Origin of the sequence: Acinetobacter sp. YH12131 (genome assembly GCF_013418635.1) — a bacterium.
GTDB classification, from domain to species: domain Bacteria; phylum Pseudomonadota; class Gammaproteobacteria; order Pseudomonadales; family Moraxellaceae; genus Acinetobacter; species Acinetobacter towneri.
This window is the reverse complement of record NZ_VPBQ01000003.1, coordinates 117,841-140,110: the sequence shown is the minus strand read 5'-3', so window position 1 is coordinate 140,110 and position 22,270 is coordinate 117,841. Positions and strand designations below refer to the sequence as shown.

Genomic DNA, 22,270 nt, shown 5'->3' with positions numbered 1-22,270 from the left:
TCAAACGCCAATGCAGGCGTGGATGGATTACCTATGTCAGCCGCCATTTAGCAATGTCACTTTTGATGCTTCAGCGCAAATTTTGATGCAACAGGTACTCGATGCTATTCAGCAAGGGGATAGCTGTATTCCTGCAACCGCAGAACAAGTGGCGGCATTGCAACATTTGCACATGAACTTGCAGCGTAGCGCTTTAAATCCTGATCCACAAATTGCACCGTTTGTATTTGATGGGCAGCGTTTGTATTTGTATCGCTACTGGAAACTGGAACATCAGGTTGCTAGCGATATTTTACGGATTCAGGCGCAGCCGCCTTTGTCCTTTGAATTACAAGCCGAACAGCTTAATTTATTGCAAGATCCACAGCAGCAAAAAGCGTTACAGACTGCGGCAACTCAAAGTTTAAGTATTATCACTGGTGGGCCAGGTACAGGAAAAACCTATACTTTGGCGCATATTGTTGCGGTGCTTAATCAAGCTTTGCCAAATATTCGGATTGCGATGGCTGCACCAACAGGCAAAGCGGCACAGCGGATGGATGAAGCTTTGCAAAATGCCTTGAATAGTCAAGCTTTACAAATGTTTAATGTCGATGCTTTACGTCAATTACGACCCGTGACTTTGCATCGTTTATTGGGCTTAGGCAATACAGGCAAGCCACGTTTTCACGCTAAACAACCTCTACCTTATGACGTGATTGTGGTCGATGAAGCGTCGATGCTGGATTTAAGCCTGTCACAGATGTTATTGGCTGCCATTCCTGCGCAGGCACGTTTAATTCTGTTGGGCGATGCCAATCAATTGGCTTCAGTCGATGTCGGTACAGTATTGGCCGATTTACAGCAAGTGCCTGAACTCGCAAATAACCGTGTCAATTTAGTGACCACACGTCGTTTTGCTGAAGGTGCAAAAATTGGCGCAATGGCGAAGTTTATTCAGCAAGAACATTCTCCTGCACAGGTTTTGGCTGAGTTTGAACAGCAAGTCGTGGCAGCAGGTGAATTAAAGCCAATTCAATTTAAGCAAGTCGAAATAGATGCCCTACAACTGCAATATTTACCTCAGCAAAATGGGCAAATTTCAGCGGAAAATTTAGCGCATTATTATGATCAGCTGATGTATGGTTATCAGGCTTATGTAGCGGTATTAAAAGCACATACTTTGGGCTTGGAACAATCAAGTACAGCATTTCAAGCGCATGTTGAGAATGTGGTGAATGTATTTGATGATTACCGTATTTTAACCGCAATTCGTCATGGTCATTTGGGTTTACAACAACTGAATTTGCAGATTGAAAAACGCTTGTTGCAACAGTTAAAACAAACCAAACATGGCGATTGGTATGCAGGACGCCCCGTCATGATGACCTATAACGATTATCAACTGGGGTTGTCGAATGGTGATATTGGCATCTGTTTTATGCGAGAGCAGCATGATCAGCGCCAGTTTGAAGTATATTTTCCAAGTTTAAATAAGTGGGTGCCTGCAACACGCTTACCTAAAAATATTGAAACCGCATTTGTACTTACTATTCATAAATCGCAAGGTTCTGAATTTACTCATACAGCTGTGGTGTTGGATGCTGCGGCAAAAAACTTGCTGAGTAAGGAGCTGATCTACACTGCCATTACCCGTGCTAAAAAAGTCGTAAGTTTGTTGGTTGATGCGCAAGCTTTGCAGCAAGCTTTGATGATTCGTACCCGTCGCAGCAGTGGTTTATTAGCCAGAATTAATGACGCTTTGGATTGTTAAGTAAAACTGAATAAGAGATGGTTTTGTACGAAATGGCTTACATTGATTCGAGAAATTTGCGCATAGAGATTTCAAGATCTTTTTGAGAAGATGACTTCACATAAAAAGCTCAATAGGGATAGTTGAGCATAATCGCAGAATAATAACGATAAATGTCGAAAGACAGCGAACTGACAGGACGTGAGTGAGAAGAGGAAACTTACAGCCGCTAAGCCTTGTAGTTTTGGGAGAGACTACAGGGCTTTTTTATGCCTGTAAGTTTGGGTGATTTGCAAAATGCTGACAATGCTTACCTGTTGTAAGAAAAAGCTTACAAACAGATACGAGAAATACGACTTCTTTCACTTTAGTATTGTGGCAAAATCTACCACACAAGGACGTGAAAGCAAGAACAGGAATGTTCAGAGAATAAGACGCGAAAACGCGCAAATAACCACAATAAACAAGACAATAAGAATAATAAGACAAGAAACTACAGCGCAAAAAACAGCCCGAGCTATGCTCGGGCTGTTTTATTTTAACGGCAAAATATTCCAGTGGATGAAAAGCAGTTGGCAAAATATTACATATTATCAATCATATACAATTGTATATTTATTTTCCTTAGACACTTTATACCTAACATGATGTGTATACCCTTAGCATAAATCATACTTTTATTGGTACATCTCAAAATTAAAAGTGCTTGTTTGTCGTTCTGTTTTGCAATCGGCACGTTTTTGCCTTAAAATAATGCCCTTGCTGTAGTGATGCACGGCAGTCAATTGAGCAATCAATTGATCGGTATCAAATCTTTTTATTAAGCATCTCGGAGAAATCGAATGGCTTTAACAAACGCAGATCGCGCAGAGATCATCGCTAAATTTGCTCGTGCTGAAAACGACACTGGTTCACCAGAAGTTCAAGTAGCGCTTTTAACTGCTCAAATCAATGACTTACAAGGTCACTTCAAAGAGCACAAACACGACCACCATAGCCGTCGCGGTCTAATCCGTATGGTTAACCAACGTCGTAAGTTACTTGACTACCTTAAAGGCAAAGATGTGACTCGTTACAGCGCATTGATTGCTGCTTTAGGTTTACGTCGTTAATTCGATTTAAGCTTTTATTTTCGGACTATTGCATGTTGAATGCTGTATTACTGAAAACTAAAGTATATCTAGCCTTGGCTAGATCAGTGGAAGGGGCGAATGATTCGCTCCTTCTTTGTGTTTAAAAATCGTGTTTCATTCGAGTGAGGTCGGCTTCTAAGCTTTGTCATTTACCTAAACAATTGTATTGTGAATGCCAAACCTTAGGGGTCTCCACGAGAATAATTGTTCACAAGAACTAGGAAAAAATAAAACATGTCGATGTTTAATATTATTCGTAAAGAATTCCAATTTGGTCAGCACCAAGTTGTACTTGAAACTGGTCGTGTAGCGCGTCAAGCCAACACGGTAATGATTACTATGGGTGGCGTGACTGTATTGGTTGCAGTGGTTGCTCAACCAACAGCAAAAGCGGGTCAAGATTTCTTCCCACTGACTGTTAACTATCAAGAAAAACAATATGCTGCAGGTCGTATCCCAGGTGGTTATGGTAAGCGTGAAGGCCGTGCTTCTGAAGCAGAAACTTTAATTTCACGTTTAATTGACCGTCCAATTCGTCCGTTGTTCCCAGAAGGTTACTACAACGAAATTCAAGTTACTGCGACTGTTGTATCTTCTGACAAAACCATGGAAGCTGACATTGCTGCAATGTTAGGTACGTCTGCTGCACTTGCAATTGCAGGTACACCGTTCCGTGGCCCAATTGGTGCGGCGCGTGTGGGTTTAATCAACGGCGAATACGTGCTTAACCCGAACTTTGAACAAATGGCGCAATCTGACCTTGACCTTGTGGTTGCAGGTACAGAATCTGCTGTATTGATGGTTGAATCTGAAGCAAAAGAACTTTCAGAAGACCAAATGTTAGGCGCAGTGCTTTACGGTCATGACGAAATGCAAATCGCGATTCAAGCGATCAAAGAATTTGCTGCAGCTGCAGGTGCAACTGAGTCAACTTGGACTGCTCCAGAGAAAAACGAAGACCTTCGTGCAAAACTAAAAGAAGCGTTTGAAGCAAAAATTTCTGAAGCGTACACCATTGCGATCAAACAAGACCGTTATGCTGCATTAGATGCACTTCAAGCAGAAGCAGTTGCGCAATTCGTTCCTGAAAATGACGAAACTGGCATTGCAGATGACTTGAACGAACTCTTTGAAGATCTTAAATACCGTACCGTACGTGACAACATCTTGTCTGGTAAACCACGTATTGATGGTCGTGACACCAAAACCGTTCGTGCGCTTGACGTACAGGTTGGCGTTCTAGACCGTGCGCACGGTTCTGCATTGTTTACCCGTGGTGAAACTCAGGCTTTGGTTACCACCACTTTAGGTAATACACGTGATGCCTTGATGGTTGATACCTTATCGGGTACTAAAACTGACAACTTCATGTTGCACTACAACTTCCCTGCATATTCAGTAGGTGAAACAGGTCGTGAATCTGGCCCTAAACGTCGTGAAATTGGTCATGGTCGTTTGGCACGTCGTGGTGTGCAAGCAGTTCTTCCTGCAGCAGATCGCTTCCCGTATGTGATTCGTATCGTATCGGACATCACTGAATCAAACGGTTCATCTTCTATGGCGTCTGTTTGTGGTGCATCGTTATCACTTATGGATGCAGGTGTTCCATTGAAAGCACCAGTTGCGGGTATCGCAATGGGCTTAGTGAAAGAAGGCGAGCGTTTCGCTGTACTTTCTGACATTTTGGGTGATGAAGACCACCTTGGCGACATGGACTTTAAAGTTGCGGGTTCTGCCAACGGTATTACTGCATTGCAAATGGACATCAAAATTGAAGGCATCACTGAAGAAATCATGGAAGTTGCATTAAACCAAGCTTATGCAGGTCGTATGCATATCTTAAATGCAATGAACCAAGTGATTTCACGTGCGCGTCCAGAAATTTCAATGCATGCACCAACTTTCCAAGTGATTAACATCAACCCAGACAAGATTCGTGACGTGATTGGTAAAGGTGGTGCTACCATCCGCCAAATTACTGAAGAAACTAAAGCGGCAATTGATATTGAAGACAACGGTACAGTGCGCGTATTTGGTGAAACCAAAGCTGCTGCACAAGCTGCTGTTGCAAAAATTCAGGCTTTAACTGCTGAAATCGAGCCGGGTACAATTTACACAGGTAAAGTAATCCGTATTGTTGAATTCGGTGCGTTCGTAAATATCCTTCCGGGTACTGACGGTTTACTTCACATTTCTCAAATTTCAAATGAGCGTATTGCCAACGTTGCAGACGTGTTGAAAGAAGGTCAGGAAGTGAAAGTACAGGTTGCTGATGTAGACAACCGTGGTCGTATCAAATTAACTATGAAAGATATCGAACAAGCGTAATGCTGTGTTGATGATCTGAAATGGTCAAAAAACCCGTATTCAATCTGAATGCGGGTTTTTTTATGCTAAAAATTTTGTTGCATCGTACAAACCATCTTTGTTGTATGAAAAGCGGCATAAATTACAGCATGTATTTGAAAAGAAGCCTGATCCATGCTTAAACTGAGTACATCTTAAAATCTCAAAAAACCGTACAAGAAAACTGAAATAGAGTGCCCGTTCTATGCAAAGTTATTATTTTTATCTGCATACCAATCATAAAACCAATATTTATGTGCAAAAACAGCCAATTGAAGGGCTTGAGCCTGAATTTATCTGGATTGATTGCACCCGTGATGATGTGCTTAACCGTGCAGAACAGTGGCAACAAGAGATTTTTCAGTACAGTCAATTATCGCTCAATGAATATCATGTGCGCGATATTTTAAATATAGAGCATCCATGTGCGTTTGATACTTTAGATGATTATGACTTATTGATTTTCCGTAAACTGATCACACCCGAAGACCGTATTGCAACAGGGCAACAAGTCGGGGAGAAACATGAACGGATTTTTGGACTGGCCACTACGCCGATGAGCTTTATTATGACACCGCAGATTTTGATTAGTGTGCGGGAACAGGGCAATAAAGTCATGGAAAGCTATTTGTCACGTGTGGAAGCAGCGGTACAACGCCCGATTGAAGAACAGAATAAAGCACGCAAACTGGCAGCAACACCATTAGATTTAACGTTGCGTTTACTGAATTTGGTAGCGGATGATTACTTGGATATTCGCATGCCGCTAACCCGCCGTGTGGAATATTGGCAACAAGAGTTGTTGCAGGGACATCGTCGTTTTACCCGTTGGCATCAATTGCTGCAAGAAAATATGGCGTTTCAGCAAGTTGAAAATTTATGTGAAGAGCAAATAGAAGCCTTGCAGGAATTGCGTGATGAAATTGTCGATAACTACCCACATTTACGTGGCAAAAAACGTAGTGAACGGCAGGATATTATTTTGGTACGTTTGGATGATTTGACCAGTCACATTGAACGAATTCAAAAGCATACCATTCGCTTACGCTCTGCAGTGCAAACCGCAATTGATCTGCATTTTTCTGCTATTGCCAACCAGACCAATGAAAACATGCGGATTTTAGCCATCATTACCGCAGTTTTTGCACCTTTGACTTTATTTACAGGGGTGTATGGTATGAACTTTGAGTTTATGCCGGGGCTGAAACACGCACAGGCCTTTTGGATCATGCTTGGGGTAATGGTGATGACTACTTTGTTGTTGCTGTATTATTTTTATCGTAGGCACCTTGTCGGTCTGGGTGAAAAAAGTGTGATTGATATGTTGGCACAGCAACATAATGACCAACCCATGAATTTATTTTGGTTTTTAGACTATGAACCCATTAAGCAAACCGTGAAAGGCACCATTAAAGAAGTCGAAAAACTGACTAAAATTAAATAATCCAGAAGATAGACTTGCAGATGTGGTGATAAATTGAGTTCCACATCCAATATATGTCACAAGATAATTCGTTGATAAAAGTTGTCCACAGACCTCAAAAGTTATCCATAGGACTGATAAGCTTATCCACAGATTGAACCAGATAGGCAGACACTTAGCTCAAGATGGCAGTTTTTTGAATGCTGTTTTCAGACTTGAATACGCCATCTTGTTTTGCTTTTTGTCTTTTCTTGCTGTGTCCTGCATTTGATCGTATGAGGATTTGCAGTTCAGACTTGTATGTATTTTTAAGCCAATTGATCATTTTGTGCATTACGCAGCAAGTGATACATTTCATCTTTTAGTCTTAATTTTTTGCGTTTCAGCGCTTCAATGTCATCATTAATTTGATGCACAGGATCAAGCTCTAACTGGCTGATTTCACGGTCTAGCTGTTCGTGATCTTCAAAAATTTTTGAAAAATGTGGATTGCTGTCGCGTAATCCCTGAATTAAATCACGAAACTCAGGAAACATATTTTTAATCTTCTTGTTGCAGTCTTTAGTTTTCATTGTGTAGATCATTCTCATCAAAAAAATTTACGGGCATAGAAAGAAAAACGCTCTAGCAAGGTGATGAATCACACAGCCAGAGCGTGAGGATTAACTATGTTGAAAATTCAGATGTTTAACTTCTTTACGTAATTTTTGTACTTCATCAATCAGGTCAAGCATCATGGCGACAGCTGAAAAACTGGCATCAAAATCACGTTGCAACCGATAGGCTTGGCGTGCACGGCTGACATCTTCACCAAAAAATTGGTGGATACGTTCGGCAGGGCGGGAAGGCAGGATGTCATATTCTAAAAGTTGTAAGACCCATTCAGGGCTTTGCCCACACGCTTCGGCAAATTTTTTTAAATCTAACTGGGTAAATTCTTCAATAATTTCTGTGTGCTGTCCGTCTGAAGTGATTTCACGATATAAAATGGTGGTCATGGCATACTCCTTCTGATCGAATTCAAACGAGTTGGCTCGCCTGAAATGAGGGATTGCTTTACATCAATAATTGGTGGATATCCAATAAGTGATTCTCTTTAATTTAGCCTGTGTACGCTGTAATAGAATCTTTTATTTGTATTCCTTTGGTGAAATTCAGCCAACCCTTTGCTGTGCTCACGCCTGTTATATTGATGTGTCAATTTGGCTTGTGCGTATAGATGTCTTATAGATATTAGTCTATTTTTTATTCAATGCCATCCTTTATTTCAATATTTTGGATTGAACGGTCGTACGGTGTTTAAAAGGATTGTTTCAAAATTTGGTAATAAAAAGGGCTCTTTAAAAAGAACCCTGTAAATCAATATCTTAGTTTTTGGAATTAGTATTTTACCCAAGTCACGCTGCGACCAATCACTGAAACACCTACATAGCCACGTAAGGTGAGGCGCTTACCGTTAGCGCTTAAACGAGCTTTGCCTTTATAAACTTTACCGCCAATTGGGTCTAAAACATGACCTTGGTTAAATTCACGTGGGTTTTTAGCATCTTGTTTAAAGCCCCAAATAAATGGCAAGCCAATAAAAGGTTTATTCTTTAAGTTACCTGGACAATTGCTACAAATCACCATTTTTTCTGCACCCGGAATATTACGGGTTTCCACGATAATGCCTTCATAAGTGCCATCTGGCTTTTTGCGAATTTCGACATCGGCACGCGAATAACCAGTGCGGTCATCAATGGTTTTCCATTTACCGACCAGTAGATCGCTTTCTGCAAAGCCAACACTTGAGAGGGTTGTTAAAACTAAACCCACAAAAATCCCTCTGAAATTTATTTTCATGAACAGCATCCCCAAAATTGTTATTTAAAAAAATAGAGTAAAAATTCTATTTCGGGTTTTATAGCAAGAATGTAATAAACAAGCAAATTGAGCAGTGTGAGATGTCAGGCAGGAAAAGATATAAGTGTTATGGAGTTGGTAATTTAAATCTAATCATTCCGATAAAAGTGTGCAGAACACAGCTTTTATCGCATTGGTGAGGAATAATATCAGTATTTCACCCACGTCATTTTGCGGCTGGCATTGGTGGCAAGGTCTACATTATAAAGGGTTAAATGTTTGCCATTGCTGCTTAAACGTGCACGAGTTTTATATTGTTTACCTGTGCGCGGGTCTAAATAGTCACCTTCATAAAATTCAATTTGATTGCTTGGCGTAGCTTTTAAGTGACTTAATGGCACAAAACCTAACAGTGGCTTATCTTTATTTTTACCCGTACAGAGTGTGCAATTTTCCAAACGCGGTGCGCCAGGAACCGCACGTAGTTCTATAATCGTAGCGGCATACGCACCTTGTTTATCTTTACTCATGACTACGTCAGACAATGAAAAACCTGTGCGGTAGTCTAATGTTTTCCATTTGCCCAAAAGTGGGTCTGCATTGGCTGCATAAGCTAAACTTGAACAGCAAATCGCGCTGATGAATGCTAAACGAGAAAAGAATAGGGTGTTCATAAAATCAATATCCCAGAGAAGAAGCAGCCTAAAATATATAAAGGCATAAAAAAAATATGGGATTATTTATACCTAATTTACGCGGTATTTTCTAGTAATTGCATGAAAGTTTTGTGAAATTAATCACATGAAAAGTAATAAAATAATAGGTTTTGACGATGATCGTCACGCAAATAAAAATGAGCAGAATGGACTGCTCATTTTTGGTGAATTTTCAGTATTGCATCACACATTAATCACGGTATTCGCCATGTAATTTAGCTGAGATGTTCTCCGAATAAACCTAAGGCTTCTTCGGCACTAAAGCTATATTGTGTGCTGCAGAATTGGCAATCCATAGTAATTGGGTTCTGATGTTCCAAAGTTTCACGTACCGCAGCAACACCAATTTGCATTAAGGCATTGGCACAGCGCTCTTTGGAGCAAGTGCAACCAAAACGTAAGGCTTCCACTTCAGGCAAACGCACTTGTTCTTCATTGTACAAACGGTACAAAATTTCATTGACGTCTAAATCAGTCAATTCTTCCGCTTTTAAGGTTTCAGTCAGCATGGTCACACGCGGCCATAAATCTTCATCGACCCGTTGTTGTTCTTCTTCACTGTTACGCGGCAACAATTGAATCAGCAAACCGCCCGCACGTTCGGCATTGCTTGCCAACACAATACGAGTTGGAATTTGTGCCGATAAGTCGTAATACTGCATTAAACATTCAGCTAAATTGGCTTTGTCCAAAGGCACAATACCTTGATAACGCTCACCAAATTCAGGCTCGATATTAATAAACAGTACAGGACTGACCAAACTTTTCAGGACGGTACTGCTGTCTTCAGCGCTTAAAAAGCGCGGGTCTTGTTCGTAGTCTGCCAACGCACGCACTTCACCCAAGTGGTTACATTCCGCCATGGCCCATTTAAATGTGCCAGATGCCTGAATTTGTAAGCTAATACGCCCTTTAATTTTTAGGGTACTGGCCAGTAGGGCAGTGGCGCAAAGCATTTCTCCCAACAACACTTGTACCGCAGGCACATAATCACGTTGTTTCAAAATGGTTTGCAAAGCTTCTTCGAGATGAACTACTTCACCACGAACAGGGCTATCTTCAATAAAAAAGCGTTGGCGTAAATCAGACATAAAATTCTCCATAACCCTGTTTTAATGGTGGCAATATTGTAAAACACAAGTCAGTTTGCTGCATCACGTGTTACATCAATATGACTGCTATGCAAGCCGCGTTTTAAATCGACACCCAAGGGCATTTCACGGTTTTGTGCATCACTTTCAAACAGGTGTTCCAGTTCTGCCAAAGCGTTACGATGGGTTTCATATACTTTTTGTTCATCGGTATAAATGTGCTGCTGTTGTGCCAAGAGTTGTTCATCATAATCACGGAACAACTCAATGCTTTTATAGGCATCTTTTTCATTAATGCCCAAATCGCGCAAAGCCTGATAGGCCATGCCTAAAGAGGATAAATACGTTTCACGCCAAATATAGGTAACGCCTAAATCGCGCAATAAGTGCACATGATGACGATCACGAGCGCGTACCAGTAATTTTAGCGCTGGATAATTCAGGCGAATATGCCGTGCCACGTTCATTGAGTCTTCAATATCATCAATGGCTAGAATAAAGATTTTGGCATGCTCGATGCCTGCGGCACGTAAAATTTCAGGTTGAGTGGCATCGCCATAATAGACTTTACCGCCGTAATTCCGCACAAAATCAATTTTATCCATATTGCTGTCGATGGCAGTAAAGTGCAGATGCTGCAAGTACGCCACACGGGCAATAATTTGTCCAAAACGACCAAAACCCGCAATAATCATGGGGTGATGTGTATCGGGAATTTCGTCATATTCAGGCGATTTTTCACGTTCTAAGCGAGGAATAATTTGACTGCTCATCAACCAATATAAAATTGGGGTCAACACCATCGACAAAGTCACAATTAAGGTCAGTGGTTGCAGCATGGCCTGGCTGAGCACACTTTCACTTTGTGCGACACTGAGCACCACAAAGGCAAACTCACCGCCTTGTGCCAAGCAAGTCGCCAACAACAAACTATTGCGCCAAGAATATTGGAAATAACGGGCAATGGCCGTGAGGCTAATCAGTTTGATGAGCAGGAGCAGCAATGCACCGCCTACAATCAGCCAAGGGGTATTCATTAAGATTGCCAGTTCGGTGCTCATCCCGACGGTCATAAAAAATAAGCCTAGCAATAAGCCTTTGAATGGGGCAATACTGGCTTCTAACTCATGTCTAAATTCGGAATCTGCCAACAATACGCCTGTTAAAAATGCACCTAAGGTGGTGCTAATGCCCAGCACATCCATAATGCTGACCACGCCAAGTACAATGAATAAACCGACAGCAGTGATCAGTTCATGTGCGCCACTTTTAGCCACAAAACGAAAAAATGGACGCATGAGATAACGGCTAAATAAGAACAAACCGCTAAAGGTCGCCATGATTGCAGCAAAATAAGCAATGCCATGATGAGTCGATTCTGCACCTGCTAACATGGGAATGATGGCAATTAAAGGAATGGCGGCAATATCTTGAAACAGCAGAATGGAAAAGGATTGTTGTCCATAACTGCTGTTGAGTTGCTGCTTTTCTTGCAACATTTGTAGCACAAAGGCTGTAGAGGAAAGTGCCAGTGCAAAACCTATCACCACACTTGAGGCAATGCCTTGCTGTAAGGCAAAAAAAGCCAAGATTGCAAGTAGAATACCCGTGATGCCGACCTGTAAACTACCCAAAACAAAAATGGGCTTGCGCATTTCCCACAGCCGTTGTGGACGCAGTTCTAAGCCAATAATAAACATCAGGAACACCACACCATATTCTGCCAGTTCCTGAATATCATCGGGGTCGCTGGCAATATTGAATACGCTAGGCCCTAGCAAAATGCCTGTAAACAAATAGCCCAATACGGTCGCAATACCAAAGCGTTTTAGTAAGGGAACCAAAACCAATGAAGCGCCTAGAAAAATGGTTATTTGTAACAATAAGGACATGTGGTCATCCAAAGTTTAAAGCGGTGGATTATTGAAATAAGTGCTGATACAGCTAAGTTTCAATTTACAGTATTAGCTAAATTCTTGCGGATCTATATCTAAACTTAGTTTCATGCTGGATGGCTTTTCATGCAACATATTTTGCCACCAGTTCCTGATATAAAAATGTAAGCGTGCCCGATCTTTAGACAACAACACCATGTGTGCATGGAAACGTCCTGCTTTACGTTCCATTGGCGCAGGAATCGGCCCCCAAATTTCAATTAATTGTTCTGAATATTCTCTAAGCCATTGTGCATGTTGTTGTAAAAATTGCTGGTTTAATTCCTGACTTTTAGATTCACAGCGAATCAAAGCACTGTAACGATAAGGCGGTAATTGTGCAGCTTTGCGTTCTTTTAAACTTTGTTTGGCGAACTTGCGGTAATCTCCCTCGACCAATGTGGTGAGAAGTGGATGATCAGGACGCACACTTTGCAAATAAACATCACCTTTATGCTCACCACGCCCTGCACGTCCCGCCACTTGCACAATCAGTTGAGCCGTGCGTTCAGGTGCGCGAATATCCACACTGAGTAAGCCTGAATCAATATCTAAAATTGCCACCAATGTCACATACGGAAAATGATGTCCTTTGGCCAGCATTTGCGTGCCCAATAAAATCAGTGGTTCGCTGCGTTGAATACGGTCATAAATTTTTTGCCAACTGCCAACACGACTGGTCGAGTCACGATCGACCCGAATCACATCTACATTGGGAAACAGCTCATTTAAACTGTCTTCGACTTTGGCAGTGCCCATGCCAATTGGTTTAAGCTCTGCATGGTTGCAGGCTGGGCATTGCTCAGGTTTACGATGAATCGTACCGCAGTGGTGGCAATGCAAATGTGTATAAGGTTGATGATGCAAGGTAAAGTTGGCATCACAATTTGGGCATTTGGCTTGCCATGCACAGCTCTCACAAATCAATACAGGTGCATAGCCGCGTCGGTTTAAAAACACCAAAACTTGTTCTTTTTTAGCCAAGCGTTTTTTGATTTCATCAATCAATTGTTGGCTAATACCGTGCTGTTTTTTGGCAATTTTTAAATCAATCAGGTGGATTTTGGGCATGAGTGCCGTGCCCGCGCGTTGATTTAATTCCAGACATTGCATTTTGCCTTGATCGACTAGTGCATAGCTGTCAATGCTTGGAGTTGCCGAACCTAAAATAACAGGGCAATTTTCCAGATGGGCACGATAGAGCGCAACATCACGGGCATGGTAGCGAAAACCTTCCTGCTGTTTAAAAGACAGGTCGTGTTCTTCATCTAAAATAATCAAGCCTAAATTTGGCAATGGGGTATAAATCGCAGAACGTGTACCTAAAATAATCGAGGCTTTGCCCGTTTGTGCGGCTTGCCACGCCTGCAAACGCTTGGAATCATTTAAACCTGAATGTAAGAGGGCGATGTGGCAGTGAAAACGCGATTGGAAACGGCTAATGGTTTGTGGCGTTAGACCAATTTCAGGTACTAACACCAACACTTGTTTGCCCTGTTTTAGTACCTCATGCATGATGTGTAAGTACACTTCAGTTTTACCGCTACCCGTTAAACCATCCAGTAAAAATGCCTTATATTGCTGCCGTACTTTAAGTACGCTGTCGATGGCTTTTTTCTGATCTGGATTAGGGGTTAAAGGCATTTGCGCCAAAGTCACTGGCATTGGGCTAAAATCTTGGGCTTCCAAAACACATGCGCAAATTTCTTTATTCGCCAAGGTTTTTAGGGTTGCTGTTTCAATGCCTGCCAAATTTAAAATATTTTCAGAAGTTCCCGAAGGATGCAGCTTTAAAATTTTATAGGCTTCTTGTTGTTTTTCTGAGCGTGTAATTTTAGCTTCGGCATGTGCATCCAACAATTTCCAAGTACGTGCCAATAAATTATAGGGTTTGGCTTGGCGCAATAAGCTAGGTAAGGCACTTTGCATCACTTCACCAATCGGGAATTGATAATATTGTGCCGACCATGTCAACAAAGTTAAAACTTTAGGGTCTAAAATCGCTTGCTCATCTAACAGTTCGCTAATGGCTTTGAGTTTAAAACGTGGATCAATTGGGGTGTCGAGTGCCAGTTTTTCGACAATAATTCCGACCAAGTTTTGCCGACCAAAAGAAACCAAGACCCGCGCGCCCACTTCTGCTTGCTGATATTGTGCTGCACTGAGCATATAATCGAAGCAGTCGTAAAGATATACGGGTACAGCCACTCGAATACGATAAACAGGCTGTGGGTCTAAAGTAGAATCTGGCATAGAAAAAGTCGTATCGTCCTGTGAAAAATGGCTTCGTGCTCGACTTTGGCATGTGTTAGAGTGAGCACAGAATTTATATCTAAGAATATGAATGATTTTAGTGGTCTGACGCAACTGCGTTGCAAGAAATTTTGGAAAATTAGAGCATTACAATGCCAGCATATCAATTTACTGCCATTGACGCTTCAGGGAAGCAGCAAAAAGGTGTTTTAGAGGGTGATTCTGCACGACAAATCCGTCAGCAATTACGTGACAAAGAATGGATTCCTGTCAGTGTCGATACCGTTGAACAAAAAGATAAACACAGTGGCAAACAATGGTTTCAGAAAAAAATCACCGCCTATGATTTGGCTTTGCTGACCCGTCAGTTATCGGTTTTGGTGGCTGCTGCGATTCCTTTGGAAGAAGCCGTTCGCGCTGTGGGTAAACAAAGTGAAAAAGCCCATGTGCAAAATTTGCTGATGTCGGTGCGTTCCAAAGTTTTGGAAGGTTATTCACTGGCCAATGCTTTACAACAATCGGGGCGTTTTCCAGACTTATATATTGCCACCATTGCCGCAGGCGAGCGTTCGGGGCATTTGGATTTAATTCTGGAACAATTGGCAGATTACACCGAAAACCGCTTTGCCATGCAGAAAAAAATTCAAGGGGCGATGATTTATCCCATCATTTTAATGCTGATGTCTTTTGCGATTGTGATGGGTTTAATGACTTATGTCGTACCCGATATTGTTAAAACCTTTGATCAGAGCAAAGATGCCTTGCCGTGGATCACCGTGGCATTAATGAAAGCCAGTGATTTTATTCGTGTTGCATGGCCGTTTTTACTGGTGGCTTCTGTGGTGGGGGTATTGTTGTTGGTGCGTTTTTTACGCACCACCGCAGGGCATTATGCCTTTGACCGTTTAACCTTAAAGTTGCCGTTATTTGCAAAATTATCACGTGGGATTAATGCCGCGCGTTTTGCCAGTACCTTGTCTATTTTGACTCAGTCGGGTGTGCCTTTGGTGGATGCGCTAAATATTGGTGCTGCGGTCAGTAACAACTGGGTCATTCGTGATGCGGTCAATTTGGCGGCAGAAAAAGTCACTGAAGGTGGTAACTTGGCGACGCAATTAGAGCGCAGTGGTTATTTCCCACCGATGATGGTACAAATGATCAAAAGTGGTGAAGCCTCGGGCGAGTTAGACCGTATGCTGTCACGTGCTTCAGACATGCAAGACCGTGAAGTGACCACACTGATTTCTACCCTGTTGGCATTATTAGAACCGTTGATGTTGGTACTGATGGCGAGTATTGTACTGGTGATTGTGATTGCGGTAATGCTGCCAATTGTGAATATGAACAATATGATTTAAATCGTTTTGAAGCATCGTTCTTCAAACAGAATCTAAAATAAATGTCGAATTGATATAAATAAATGAGAGAGATTGAATGAAACAGAAGCAACCGAGTAAACAGTCTGGTTTTACCCTGATTGAAGTCATGGTGGTGATTGTAATTTTAGGTGTGTTGGCGGCTTTAATCGTACCGAACGTAATGGGACGTGGTGAAAAAGCCAAAGTAGATACTACGGTTATTACTTTAAAAGGTGTGGCTGGCGCACTCGATCAATACAAACTCGATAATCAAAAATATCCTTCAATGCAAGACGGTGGTTTAGACGCCTTGGTGAATCAGCCTGCTTCGGCTAAAAACTGGTTGCCAGGCGGTTATGTGAAAGGGGGCTATCCGAAAGACAGTTGGGATAATGACATCCAATATGTGATTCCGGGTTCAGAAGGTCGCCCATTTGATTTATATTCTTTTGGTGCAGATGGTCAGCAGGGTGGTGAAGGTACCGATGCCGACATTTATTATCAGCCTTAATAGAAGATGAGTTGAGTCTATATATTGATTCAGTGAACTCCAAAAAAACCGAGCGCTTAATGCTCGGTTTTTTTATGAATGGTTATTTCTAGCCGCTATTGAACAGTACTATTAACGACGTGATTTAAACGACACATCCACCTGACGTGGTCGATAAATCCACCCCATAATTAACAACAGCAATGAGAAAATCAGCACAGGCCAATCGCTGAGTTGGGTATACAGTGTTTGACCTTGCATGGCAGGCAGATCACCACGCAGCACAAATTCCTGATCCATTGGCGCTTGTTTGACAATATGCCCATGATGGTCAATAAATGCGGTCACACCTGTATTGGTGGCACGAACAAACCAGCGTCCATTTTCTTTGGCGCGCATTTGTACCATTTGTAAATGTTGCAATGGCCCTGCAGTACCCGTAAACCAAGCATCATTGGATACTGTTACCAAAAAGTCACTTTGGCTAGCATTGCGGCGGGTCAGGTTCGGATAAGCCACCTCATAACAAATGGCTGCCCCCAAATGATGCTGTTTAATTGCAAGCGGTTTTTGCTCAGACGCTCCACGTGAAAAACCACTCATGGATGGGTCATTTTGCATCGCAGGTAGTACCCAACTCAGTAAGCCTGAAAGCGGAATATATTCACCAAAAGGCACCAGACGCTGCTTTTTATACAAGCCTTCAGCCGCATCTCCCGTTGCCATAATGCTGTTGTAATACATTGGATGTTGCTGCACTTGTGATTCAGGCAAGTCCCAATACGGAATACCTGTCACCCACGAACTGCCCGTTTTTTCAGCCTGTGTTTTCATGGCATCCAAAAACGGTTCAATATCGGTCTGGAACATTGGAATGGATGATTCAGGCCAAACAATAATGTCGCGTCCCCATTCAGTTCGGGTCAAGCGGGTATAAATTTCCAAGGTCTTAATTTGGTATTCGGTTAGCCACTTTAAGTCTTGAGGAATGTTGCCTTGAATCAGAGAAACCGAGAGTGGCTTTTCAGATTTTGCAGTTACAAAACTGAGTTGTGCTGCACCCCATGCACCCAAAAGTAAAATTGCCGATGGAATCAGCCAGAAGATACGCTTTTTAAGGACTTCAACCAACGCACAGGCCAGCAAGATGACCACAAAAGACACCCCGAAAATACCAAACAACGGTGCATAGCTATCCAAAAAGCGTTCGGTGAAGGCATAACCTGCAAACAGCCATGGAAAACCTGTAAAGACCCAAGTTTTCGCCCATTCAAAAAATACCCATAGCGGTGCAAAAGTCAGTGGTGTTTCAGGGAAAAACCGACGATATAACCACGTTTGTACGGCAGTAAACAAACCCATCAACAGCGCCATAATGACAATCATCAGCACGCTTAAAAAGGCATTGGTGTCGCCATAGACGTGAATGGATGTATAGAGCCAAAATGCTCCGACAAACCACAACCCAATCCCGTAAGACCAACCAATCAAAAAGGCCTGTTTCGGGGTGCGTTTGCTTAAAGTCGCATACAGCAAAGCAGGTGAAAGTAAGGCAATCCACCAGTAATGATAGGGAGCAAGTGCCAAACTAAACACTGCACCTGCCAATAGGGCAATGATTAATGGATAAATTAAGGGCAGTTGTTGATGTTCTGCAGGATTAGACAGCTTGGAAAAAAAAGTCCTCATTGACGTACGGCTCGAATCAGATGAATAGTGCGGGCATCTGCTTCAAGAATGGTAAACTCCCAGTTGCCAATCACAATCACTTGTCCTTGCAAATCACTCACCAAACCAATTTCCTGAAGCAATAAACCGCCCACAGTTTCTACTTCATCGTCAGAAAAATCTGCATCTAAAACATTATTAAAATGTTCGATTGGTGTAAGTGCTTGTACTAACCAAGTATTTGCCGTTTTTGGGTCGTGATCGGGGATGATGTATTCTGCTTCTTCGTCAATATTGTCGTGTTCATCTTCAATTTCACCGACAATTTCTTCTAAAATATCTTCTAAAGTAACCAAGCCCGAAGTGGTGCCATACTCATCAATCACCACTGCAATATGGGTTTGGGTGTTTTTGAGCATACGCAATACTTGGTCTGAACGAGCACTTTCAGGCACAAATAACGGCTGACGCATTAAGGCGCGAATATCGACTTTGGTTCTTTGTTCGGTCAGTAAAGGCAATAAATCTTTTGCCAATAAAATCCCCACCACGTTGTCGGGTTGGTCAGATGAGAACACAGGAAAACGTGAATGTGCCGATTCGACCAGTACATGCAAAATGTCGAGTAGCTCATCATCTTCTTGTAAGCTAATCATGGCGGTACGTGGGGTCATGACTTCACGGATTTTGGTGGCAGGTAAATCCAGAACACCTTCGAGCATTGCCACCGTATCGGGTTCTAAAAAACGACGTGAATCTTGTACTAATTTTAGCAATTCATCGCGGGTTTCTGGTGCAGTGCCTAACCATTTTCTTAGGCCACGCATACCCCACGATGGGCCTGATTCCTCGTGCATGATCTTTCCTAAAGACTCTTTATATCTAAAAAACTTAGCTTAATCATACCTTAGAAAATACAGTTGTCTATTGCTAATCTTGGGAGAAAATGACGGCAATTACGTCACGAGATGTGTTGCTGTGCGTAGCGGGAACACATAAAACAAGGCTGCGCTTTATGCTAAACTAGCCCGATGTTTTAATATCGAGTCTGTGCATGTCTGAACTTCCTGTCACACCTAGTATTCAACTGAATACCCGCGGTTTGCGTTGCCCTGAACCTGTGATGATGCTGCATCAAGCCATTCGCAAATCTAAGTCTGGCGATGTGGTTGAAGTGTTTGCAACTGACAATTCGACGTCTTGGGATATTCCAAAATTTTGCATGCATTTGGGGCATGAGTTGTTATTGCAAGAAGAACGCTTAGATGAGCAAGGCAATAAAGAATTTCATTATTTGGTGAAAAAAGGCTAATAGGCAAAAATTAGCCTCAGCACTTTTAGAACACTATAATTTAAACACGATAAAATAGTCATGTGATCCATATAGGCATATTTCATTTGCAATTCATGCAAGTTGAAATATGCCTTTTGTGTTTTTAGCCATGACGTTCAACTTTATTTTTAATTTTTCATCAATTTTGCATCAATCCAACCTGCTTCACAGTTTGAGTTAAAAAATGGCGAAACGATCCACGAGTTGCGTTATCTGCTACACATTTTTTAAGGGACTTTTCAACTTTTCTGCATTTATAGGGCAAGTTGTGTGCTTGTGCAAAATCTAACAAAGCTCTGTGTGTTGTATAAGAAATAATTTTTAGAGTGTGAGTTTAGTCTATTGTTTAGTTATTGATTTTTAACAAAATTATTTTAAATATTTTTTAATATATGGAAAAATTAGCCTATAATGCGATCAGTTTATTGAGTTCGATTGCAGAACATTTGGGGATAAAATTAAGCAGATTTGGGGTTTTGCTTGGTTTGAATGTTATATGGCAGTGTTTATGTTTTATAAGGCTGAAAAAGCTGATTAAGCTGTCGCATTAAAGTAGTCAAGTTAAGAAAAATAATTTTGGGGGGCTTAACTGATTGTCTTTATCTTAAAAAAATATGCCATTTAGACTGAGCAAAATCTGCTTAATTTTTTACGTGATCAATCATCAATAAATCTTGCGTTATCATCATTTTGATTGAGTACGGTATGATTTTAGATAAAAAGCAAAACTTTTCTTTAAAGCCACTGAGTGTGGCGTGTTTATTGGCCATGAGTATCTCAGGCTGTTCATCGAGTTCAGGCTCTCAGTCAAGCACGGTTCAAGTCACTGATGTGTTGGGGGCAGAAAATGTCAGCCAAGAAGATCAACCGACTACAAATGAAGGCATTGGCAGCGGAGTAGAGCAACCTGTCGCACCATCTGCACCCATTACCGATCAACCTCCTGTGAATTTAGAGCTAGATCATGGCGATGTATCATCCAATGGTGGTGGTTTGAGTGGTGGCAGTACAGATCATGGCAATACATCACCAACTGAAGATTCACTTTTAGACAGCAATGATGCTGTACCTAGCGATGATGCTACCGTTTTAGAAAATAATGATGTTAATCAGCCTGATACGATACCTACACTTGAATCACCTCCGTCAGAAGCAGAGCAACCTGTCGATGTGGTAGCTCCACCTGCAGTAGAGCCTGCTTTAACCGACACCGTTTTGGTCGATAGTGCAATTCAAGATATTGAAGTACCACAAGATACATCTGAAGTTGAGATGGGTAGTACGATTCAAGAACTTGAACCCTCACAAAACACTTTAGAAGTCGAAACAGGCAGTGCATTTCTTGAAAGGAAGGCAATTTAACCATCACAGGCAACTATTCGATGCAGATTGCTGCAGATCAGCAGCAATATGCGGGTTTTAAAGCACGTTTTGGCAATTTGCTGACGGTAACGGGAACCGCCAATTTGGCAGGGACTTTGAACCTGTTTGATGAAGTGCCACTTGATCAGCCACTTATTACTGCACAAGGTTCACAAACTACCGTATTACGTGCGCAACAAGGCGTACAGCGTGAGTTCGATGCTTATCGCTCAAGCAATCCATTATTTGAGTTGACACAAGTTAGTTATCGTCCTGAACTGAATGCAACGGGCGAGCCTGTACGTGCGGCAGATACAATCAATACCGATGTGGTGATTACGGCAAAGCGTAAATCGACTGAAACGGTGGCGGCTCTTGCTGCTGAACTTGAAGGACGTACTCAGGTTGCCCGTAATTTAGATGTAGTTTTAGCAAGTCTTGATCAGAAACAACAGTTAGAAACGCTGGAAGATGCTGAAAAAGTTTTTGCCAATCGCTTATTTAACAATTTTGCTCAAACTATACGTTATAGCAATGCTGCTGAAAGTACAGTTTCTACGCAGGCATTGAATCAACTGTTTCATCAACTTGATCCAAGTTTTTATGCCAATACCGTTTTAAATGTCGCAGAAGAAAGCAGCAAGCAAGAACGTCAGTTTGCACAGCGTTTGGCAACCGCACAACCCAAACAGCTTTGGTTTTCGGGTGATTACCAAAGTTATGATATGGATTATGTCGGCTTAAATAGTGAGCGCCGTAGTCATCATCAAGGTGTTGGTGTGGCAACAAAACTGGCAGGGATGACCTTGGCAGCGCAGGCCGATTTCAGTCAACTGAACTTAGATGATGCCGTACAAACAGGCTCAAAAAATAGCAGTCAGAGCAAAGCCTATGCACTAACTATGGGGACAGCACAGCAGCTTAATCCTGATTTAAGTGTCGCGGCATGGTTAAAAGGCATGCAGGTGGATGTTGACGCGCAGCGTGGTCATGCTCAAGCACAAAAAATACAGTTTGATGGACAAATGTATGCCGCAGGTTTGCGTCTAGATTATAGCTATCCACTCAGTCAAAAAATGCAGATTCAACCGTATTTAGACGCTTCGTTCCAACATTATGTTCATGCCGAACAAACTCAGCAGGATGGTGTCAACAGCTTAGATGATTTGGTGATGCAGCGCTGGAATTTTGGTGCAGGTTTGCAAGCCAATTACCAGTTGAATCCAGCATGGCAATTGCAAGGCAGCTTGTATTACAGCCAACCGATTCAGGAAAAAGCATATTTAGATACCCATTATGTAGGCACAGCGGAGAAACTGAAGTTTGATGCATGGCATGCCGATCAAGGTCAATATCATGCTGCCTTAGGTTCACAACTTCACTTTGGACAACATAGTTTTCTCAATTTGAATTATGAATATAGCGGGCGATCACATAGCGACAGTCATCGGGTACAGTTGGCGGTAACGACTCGATTCTAATTGATCGTTTTATTCATGAGAAAGTCATGAAAAAGCGTAGATTTGCGTATGAATGAGAAGTTTGAATCTTGATTGAAACAGCCATGTAGATAAATCTGCATGGCTGTT

Annotated in this window: 18 protein-coding genes; 9 read left to right on the top strand and 9 right to left on the bottom strand. The window is 41.9% G+C overall.

The window, feature by feature from the left end:
• Positions 1-10: 10 nt before the first annotated feature.
• The 4 genes from recD to FTU66_RS03440 all read left to right on the top strand — a co-directional run bounded on the left by recD (position 11) and on the right by FTU66_RS03440 (position 6,655).
• Positions 11-1,753, top strand: a complete 1,743-nt coding sequence (gene recD / locus FTU66_RS03455; RefSeq protein ID WP_218949287.1) for an exodeoxyribonuclease V subunit alpha — start codon at positions 11-13, stop codon at positions 1,751-1,753.
• Positions 1,754-2,574: 821 nt separating this feature from the next.
• Positions 2,575-2,844 (top strand): 30S ribosomal protein S15, encoded by a 270-nt coding sequence (rpsO, locus tag FTU66_RS03450; RefSeq protein ID WP_004975922.1) that lies wholly within the window; start codon positions 2,575-2,577, stop codon positions 2,842-2,844.
• A gap of 261 nt (positions 2,845-3,105) precedes the next feature.
• A complete protein-coding gene (pnp, locus tag FTU66_RS03445; RefSeq protein WP_171257431.1) occupies positions 3,106-5,193 on the top strand; it encodes a polyribonucleotide nucleotidyltransferase in 2,088 nt (695 codons plus the stop codon).
• A gap of 223 nt (positions 5,194-5,416) precedes the next feature.
• On the top strand, positions 5,417-6,655 hold the full coding sequence (locus tag FTU66_RS03440; protein ID WP_004975927.1) for a magnesium transporter CorA family protein: 1,239 nt from the start codon (positions 5,417-5,419) through the stop codon (positions 6,653-6,655).
• Positions 6,656-6,942: 287 nt separating this feature from the next.
• Here FTU66_RS03440 and FTU66_RS03435 read toward each other — a convergent pair whose 3' ends face one another.
• The 7 genes from FTU66_RS03435 to FTU66_RS03405 form a co-directional block, all read right to left on the bottom strand.
• Positions 6,943-7,206: a YdcH family protein gene (locus FTU66_RS03435; protein WP_026438326.1), complete on the bottom strand. Its 264-nt coding sequence runs from the start codon at positions 7,204-7,206 to the stop codon at positions 6,943-6,945.
• Between the two features lie 90 nt (positions 7,207-7,296).
• Positions 7,297-7,632: a chaperone modulator CbpM gene (locus FTU66_RS03430; RefSeq protein WP_004975930.1), complete on the bottom strand. Its 336-nt coding sequence runs from the start codon at positions 7,630-7,632 to the stop codon at positions 7,297-7,299.
• A gap of 382 nt (positions 7,633-8,014) precedes the next feature.
• Complete coding sequence (locus FTU66_RS03425; protein WP_154321103.1) at positions 8,015-8,476, bottom strand: DUF2147 domain-containing protein; 462 nt, start codon at positions 8,474-8,476, stop codon at positions 8,015-8,017.
• Between the two features lie 209 nt (positions 8,477-8,685).
• Complete coding sequence (locus FTU66_RS03420) at positions 8,686-9,150, bottom strand: DUF2147 domain-containing protein (protein WP_004975938.1); 465 nt, start codon at positions 9,148-9,150, stop codon at positions 8,686-8,688.
• A 257-nt stretch (positions 9,151-9,407) separates the two neighbouring features.
• Complete coding sequence (gene hslO / locus FTU66_RS03415) at positions 9,408-10,283, bottom strand: Hsp33 family molecular chaperone HslO (RefSeq protein WP_004975941.1); 876 nt, start codon at positions 10,281-10,283, stop codon at positions 9,408-9,410.
• 50 nt (positions 10,284-10,333) lie between these two features.
• On the bottom strand, positions 10,334-12,175 hold the full coding sequence (locus FTU66_RS03410; protein WP_154321101.1) for a monovalent cation:proton antiporter-2 (CPA2) family protein: 1,842 nt from the start codon (positions 12,173-12,175) through the stop codon (positions 10,334-10,336).
• Positions 12,176-12,247: 72 nt separating this feature from the next.
• The gene (locus tag FTU66_RS03405) at positions 12,248-14,470 is read right to left on the bottom strand and encodes a primosomal protein N' (RefSeq protein WP_180112305.1); all 2,223 of its coding nucleotides are present in this window, start codon (positions 14,468-14,470) and stop codon (positions 12,248-12,250) included.
• 152 nt (positions 14,471-14,622) lie between these two features.
• On the opposite strand from FTU66_RS03405, the gene gspF reads away from it, so the two are divergent.
• Positions 14,623-15,828 carry a type II secretion system inner membrane protein GspF gene (gspF, locus tag FTU66_RS03400; protein WP_004975948.1) on the top strand — a complete coding sequence of 402 codons (1,206 nt, stop codon included), beginning with the start codon at positions 14,623-14,625 and terminating at the stop codon, positions 15,826-15,828.
• Between the two features lie 76 nt (positions 15,829-15,904).
• Positions 15,905-16,339 carry a type II secretion system major pseudopilin GspG gene (gene gspG / locus FTU66_RS03395; protein ID WP_004975950.1) on the top strand — a complete coding sequence of 145 codons (435 nt, stop codon included), beginning with the start codon at positions 15,905-15,907 and terminating at the stop codon, positions 16,337-16,339.
• 111 nt (positions 16,340-16,450) lie between these two features.
• Here the strand turns inward: gspG and lnt are convergent, their stop codons facing one another.
• The gene (gene lnt / locus FTU66_RS03390) at positions 16,451-18,007 is read right to left on the bottom strand and encodes an apolipoprotein N-acyltransferase (protein WP_004975952.1); all 1,557 of its coding nucleotides are present in this window, start codon (positions 18,005-18,007) and stop codon (positions 16,451-16,453) included.
• Positions 18,004-18,843 (bottom strand): CBS domain-containing protein, encoded by an 840-nt coding sequence (locus FTU66_RS03385; RefSeq protein ID WP_004975954.1) that lies wholly within the window; start codon positions 18,841-18,843, stop codon positions 18,004-18,006. Before FTU66_RS03385 ends, lnt begins: the two co-directional genes overlap by 4 nt.
• Before the next feature lie 197 nt (positions 18,844-19,040).
• Between FTU66_RS03385 and tusA the strand changes: the two genes are divergently transcribed.
• From tusA to FTU66_RS03370, 3 genes are all read left to right on the top strand, one after another.
• Positions 19,041-19,298 (top strand): sulfurtransferase TusA, encoded by a 258-nt coding sequence (gene tusA / locus FTU66_RS03380; RefSeq protein WP_004975955.1) that lies wholly within the window; start codon positions 19,041-19,043, stop codon positions 19,296-19,298.
• Positions 19,299-20,024: 726 nt separating this feature from the next.
• Entirely contained in the window at positions 20,025-20,681 is a 657-nt protein-coding gene (locus FTU66_RS03375) for a hypothetical protein (protein WP_180112304.1), read from the top strand.
• A 20-nt stretch (positions 20,682-20,701) separates the two neighbouring features.
• Positions 20,702-22,162 (top strand): autotransporter outer membrane beta-barrel domain-containing protein, encoded by a 1,461-nt coding sequence (locus FTU66_RS03370; RefSeq protein ID WP_180112303.1) that lies wholly within the window; start codon positions 20,702-20,704, stop codon positions 22,160-22,162.
• Positions 22,163-22,270 lie beyond the last annotated feature (108 nt).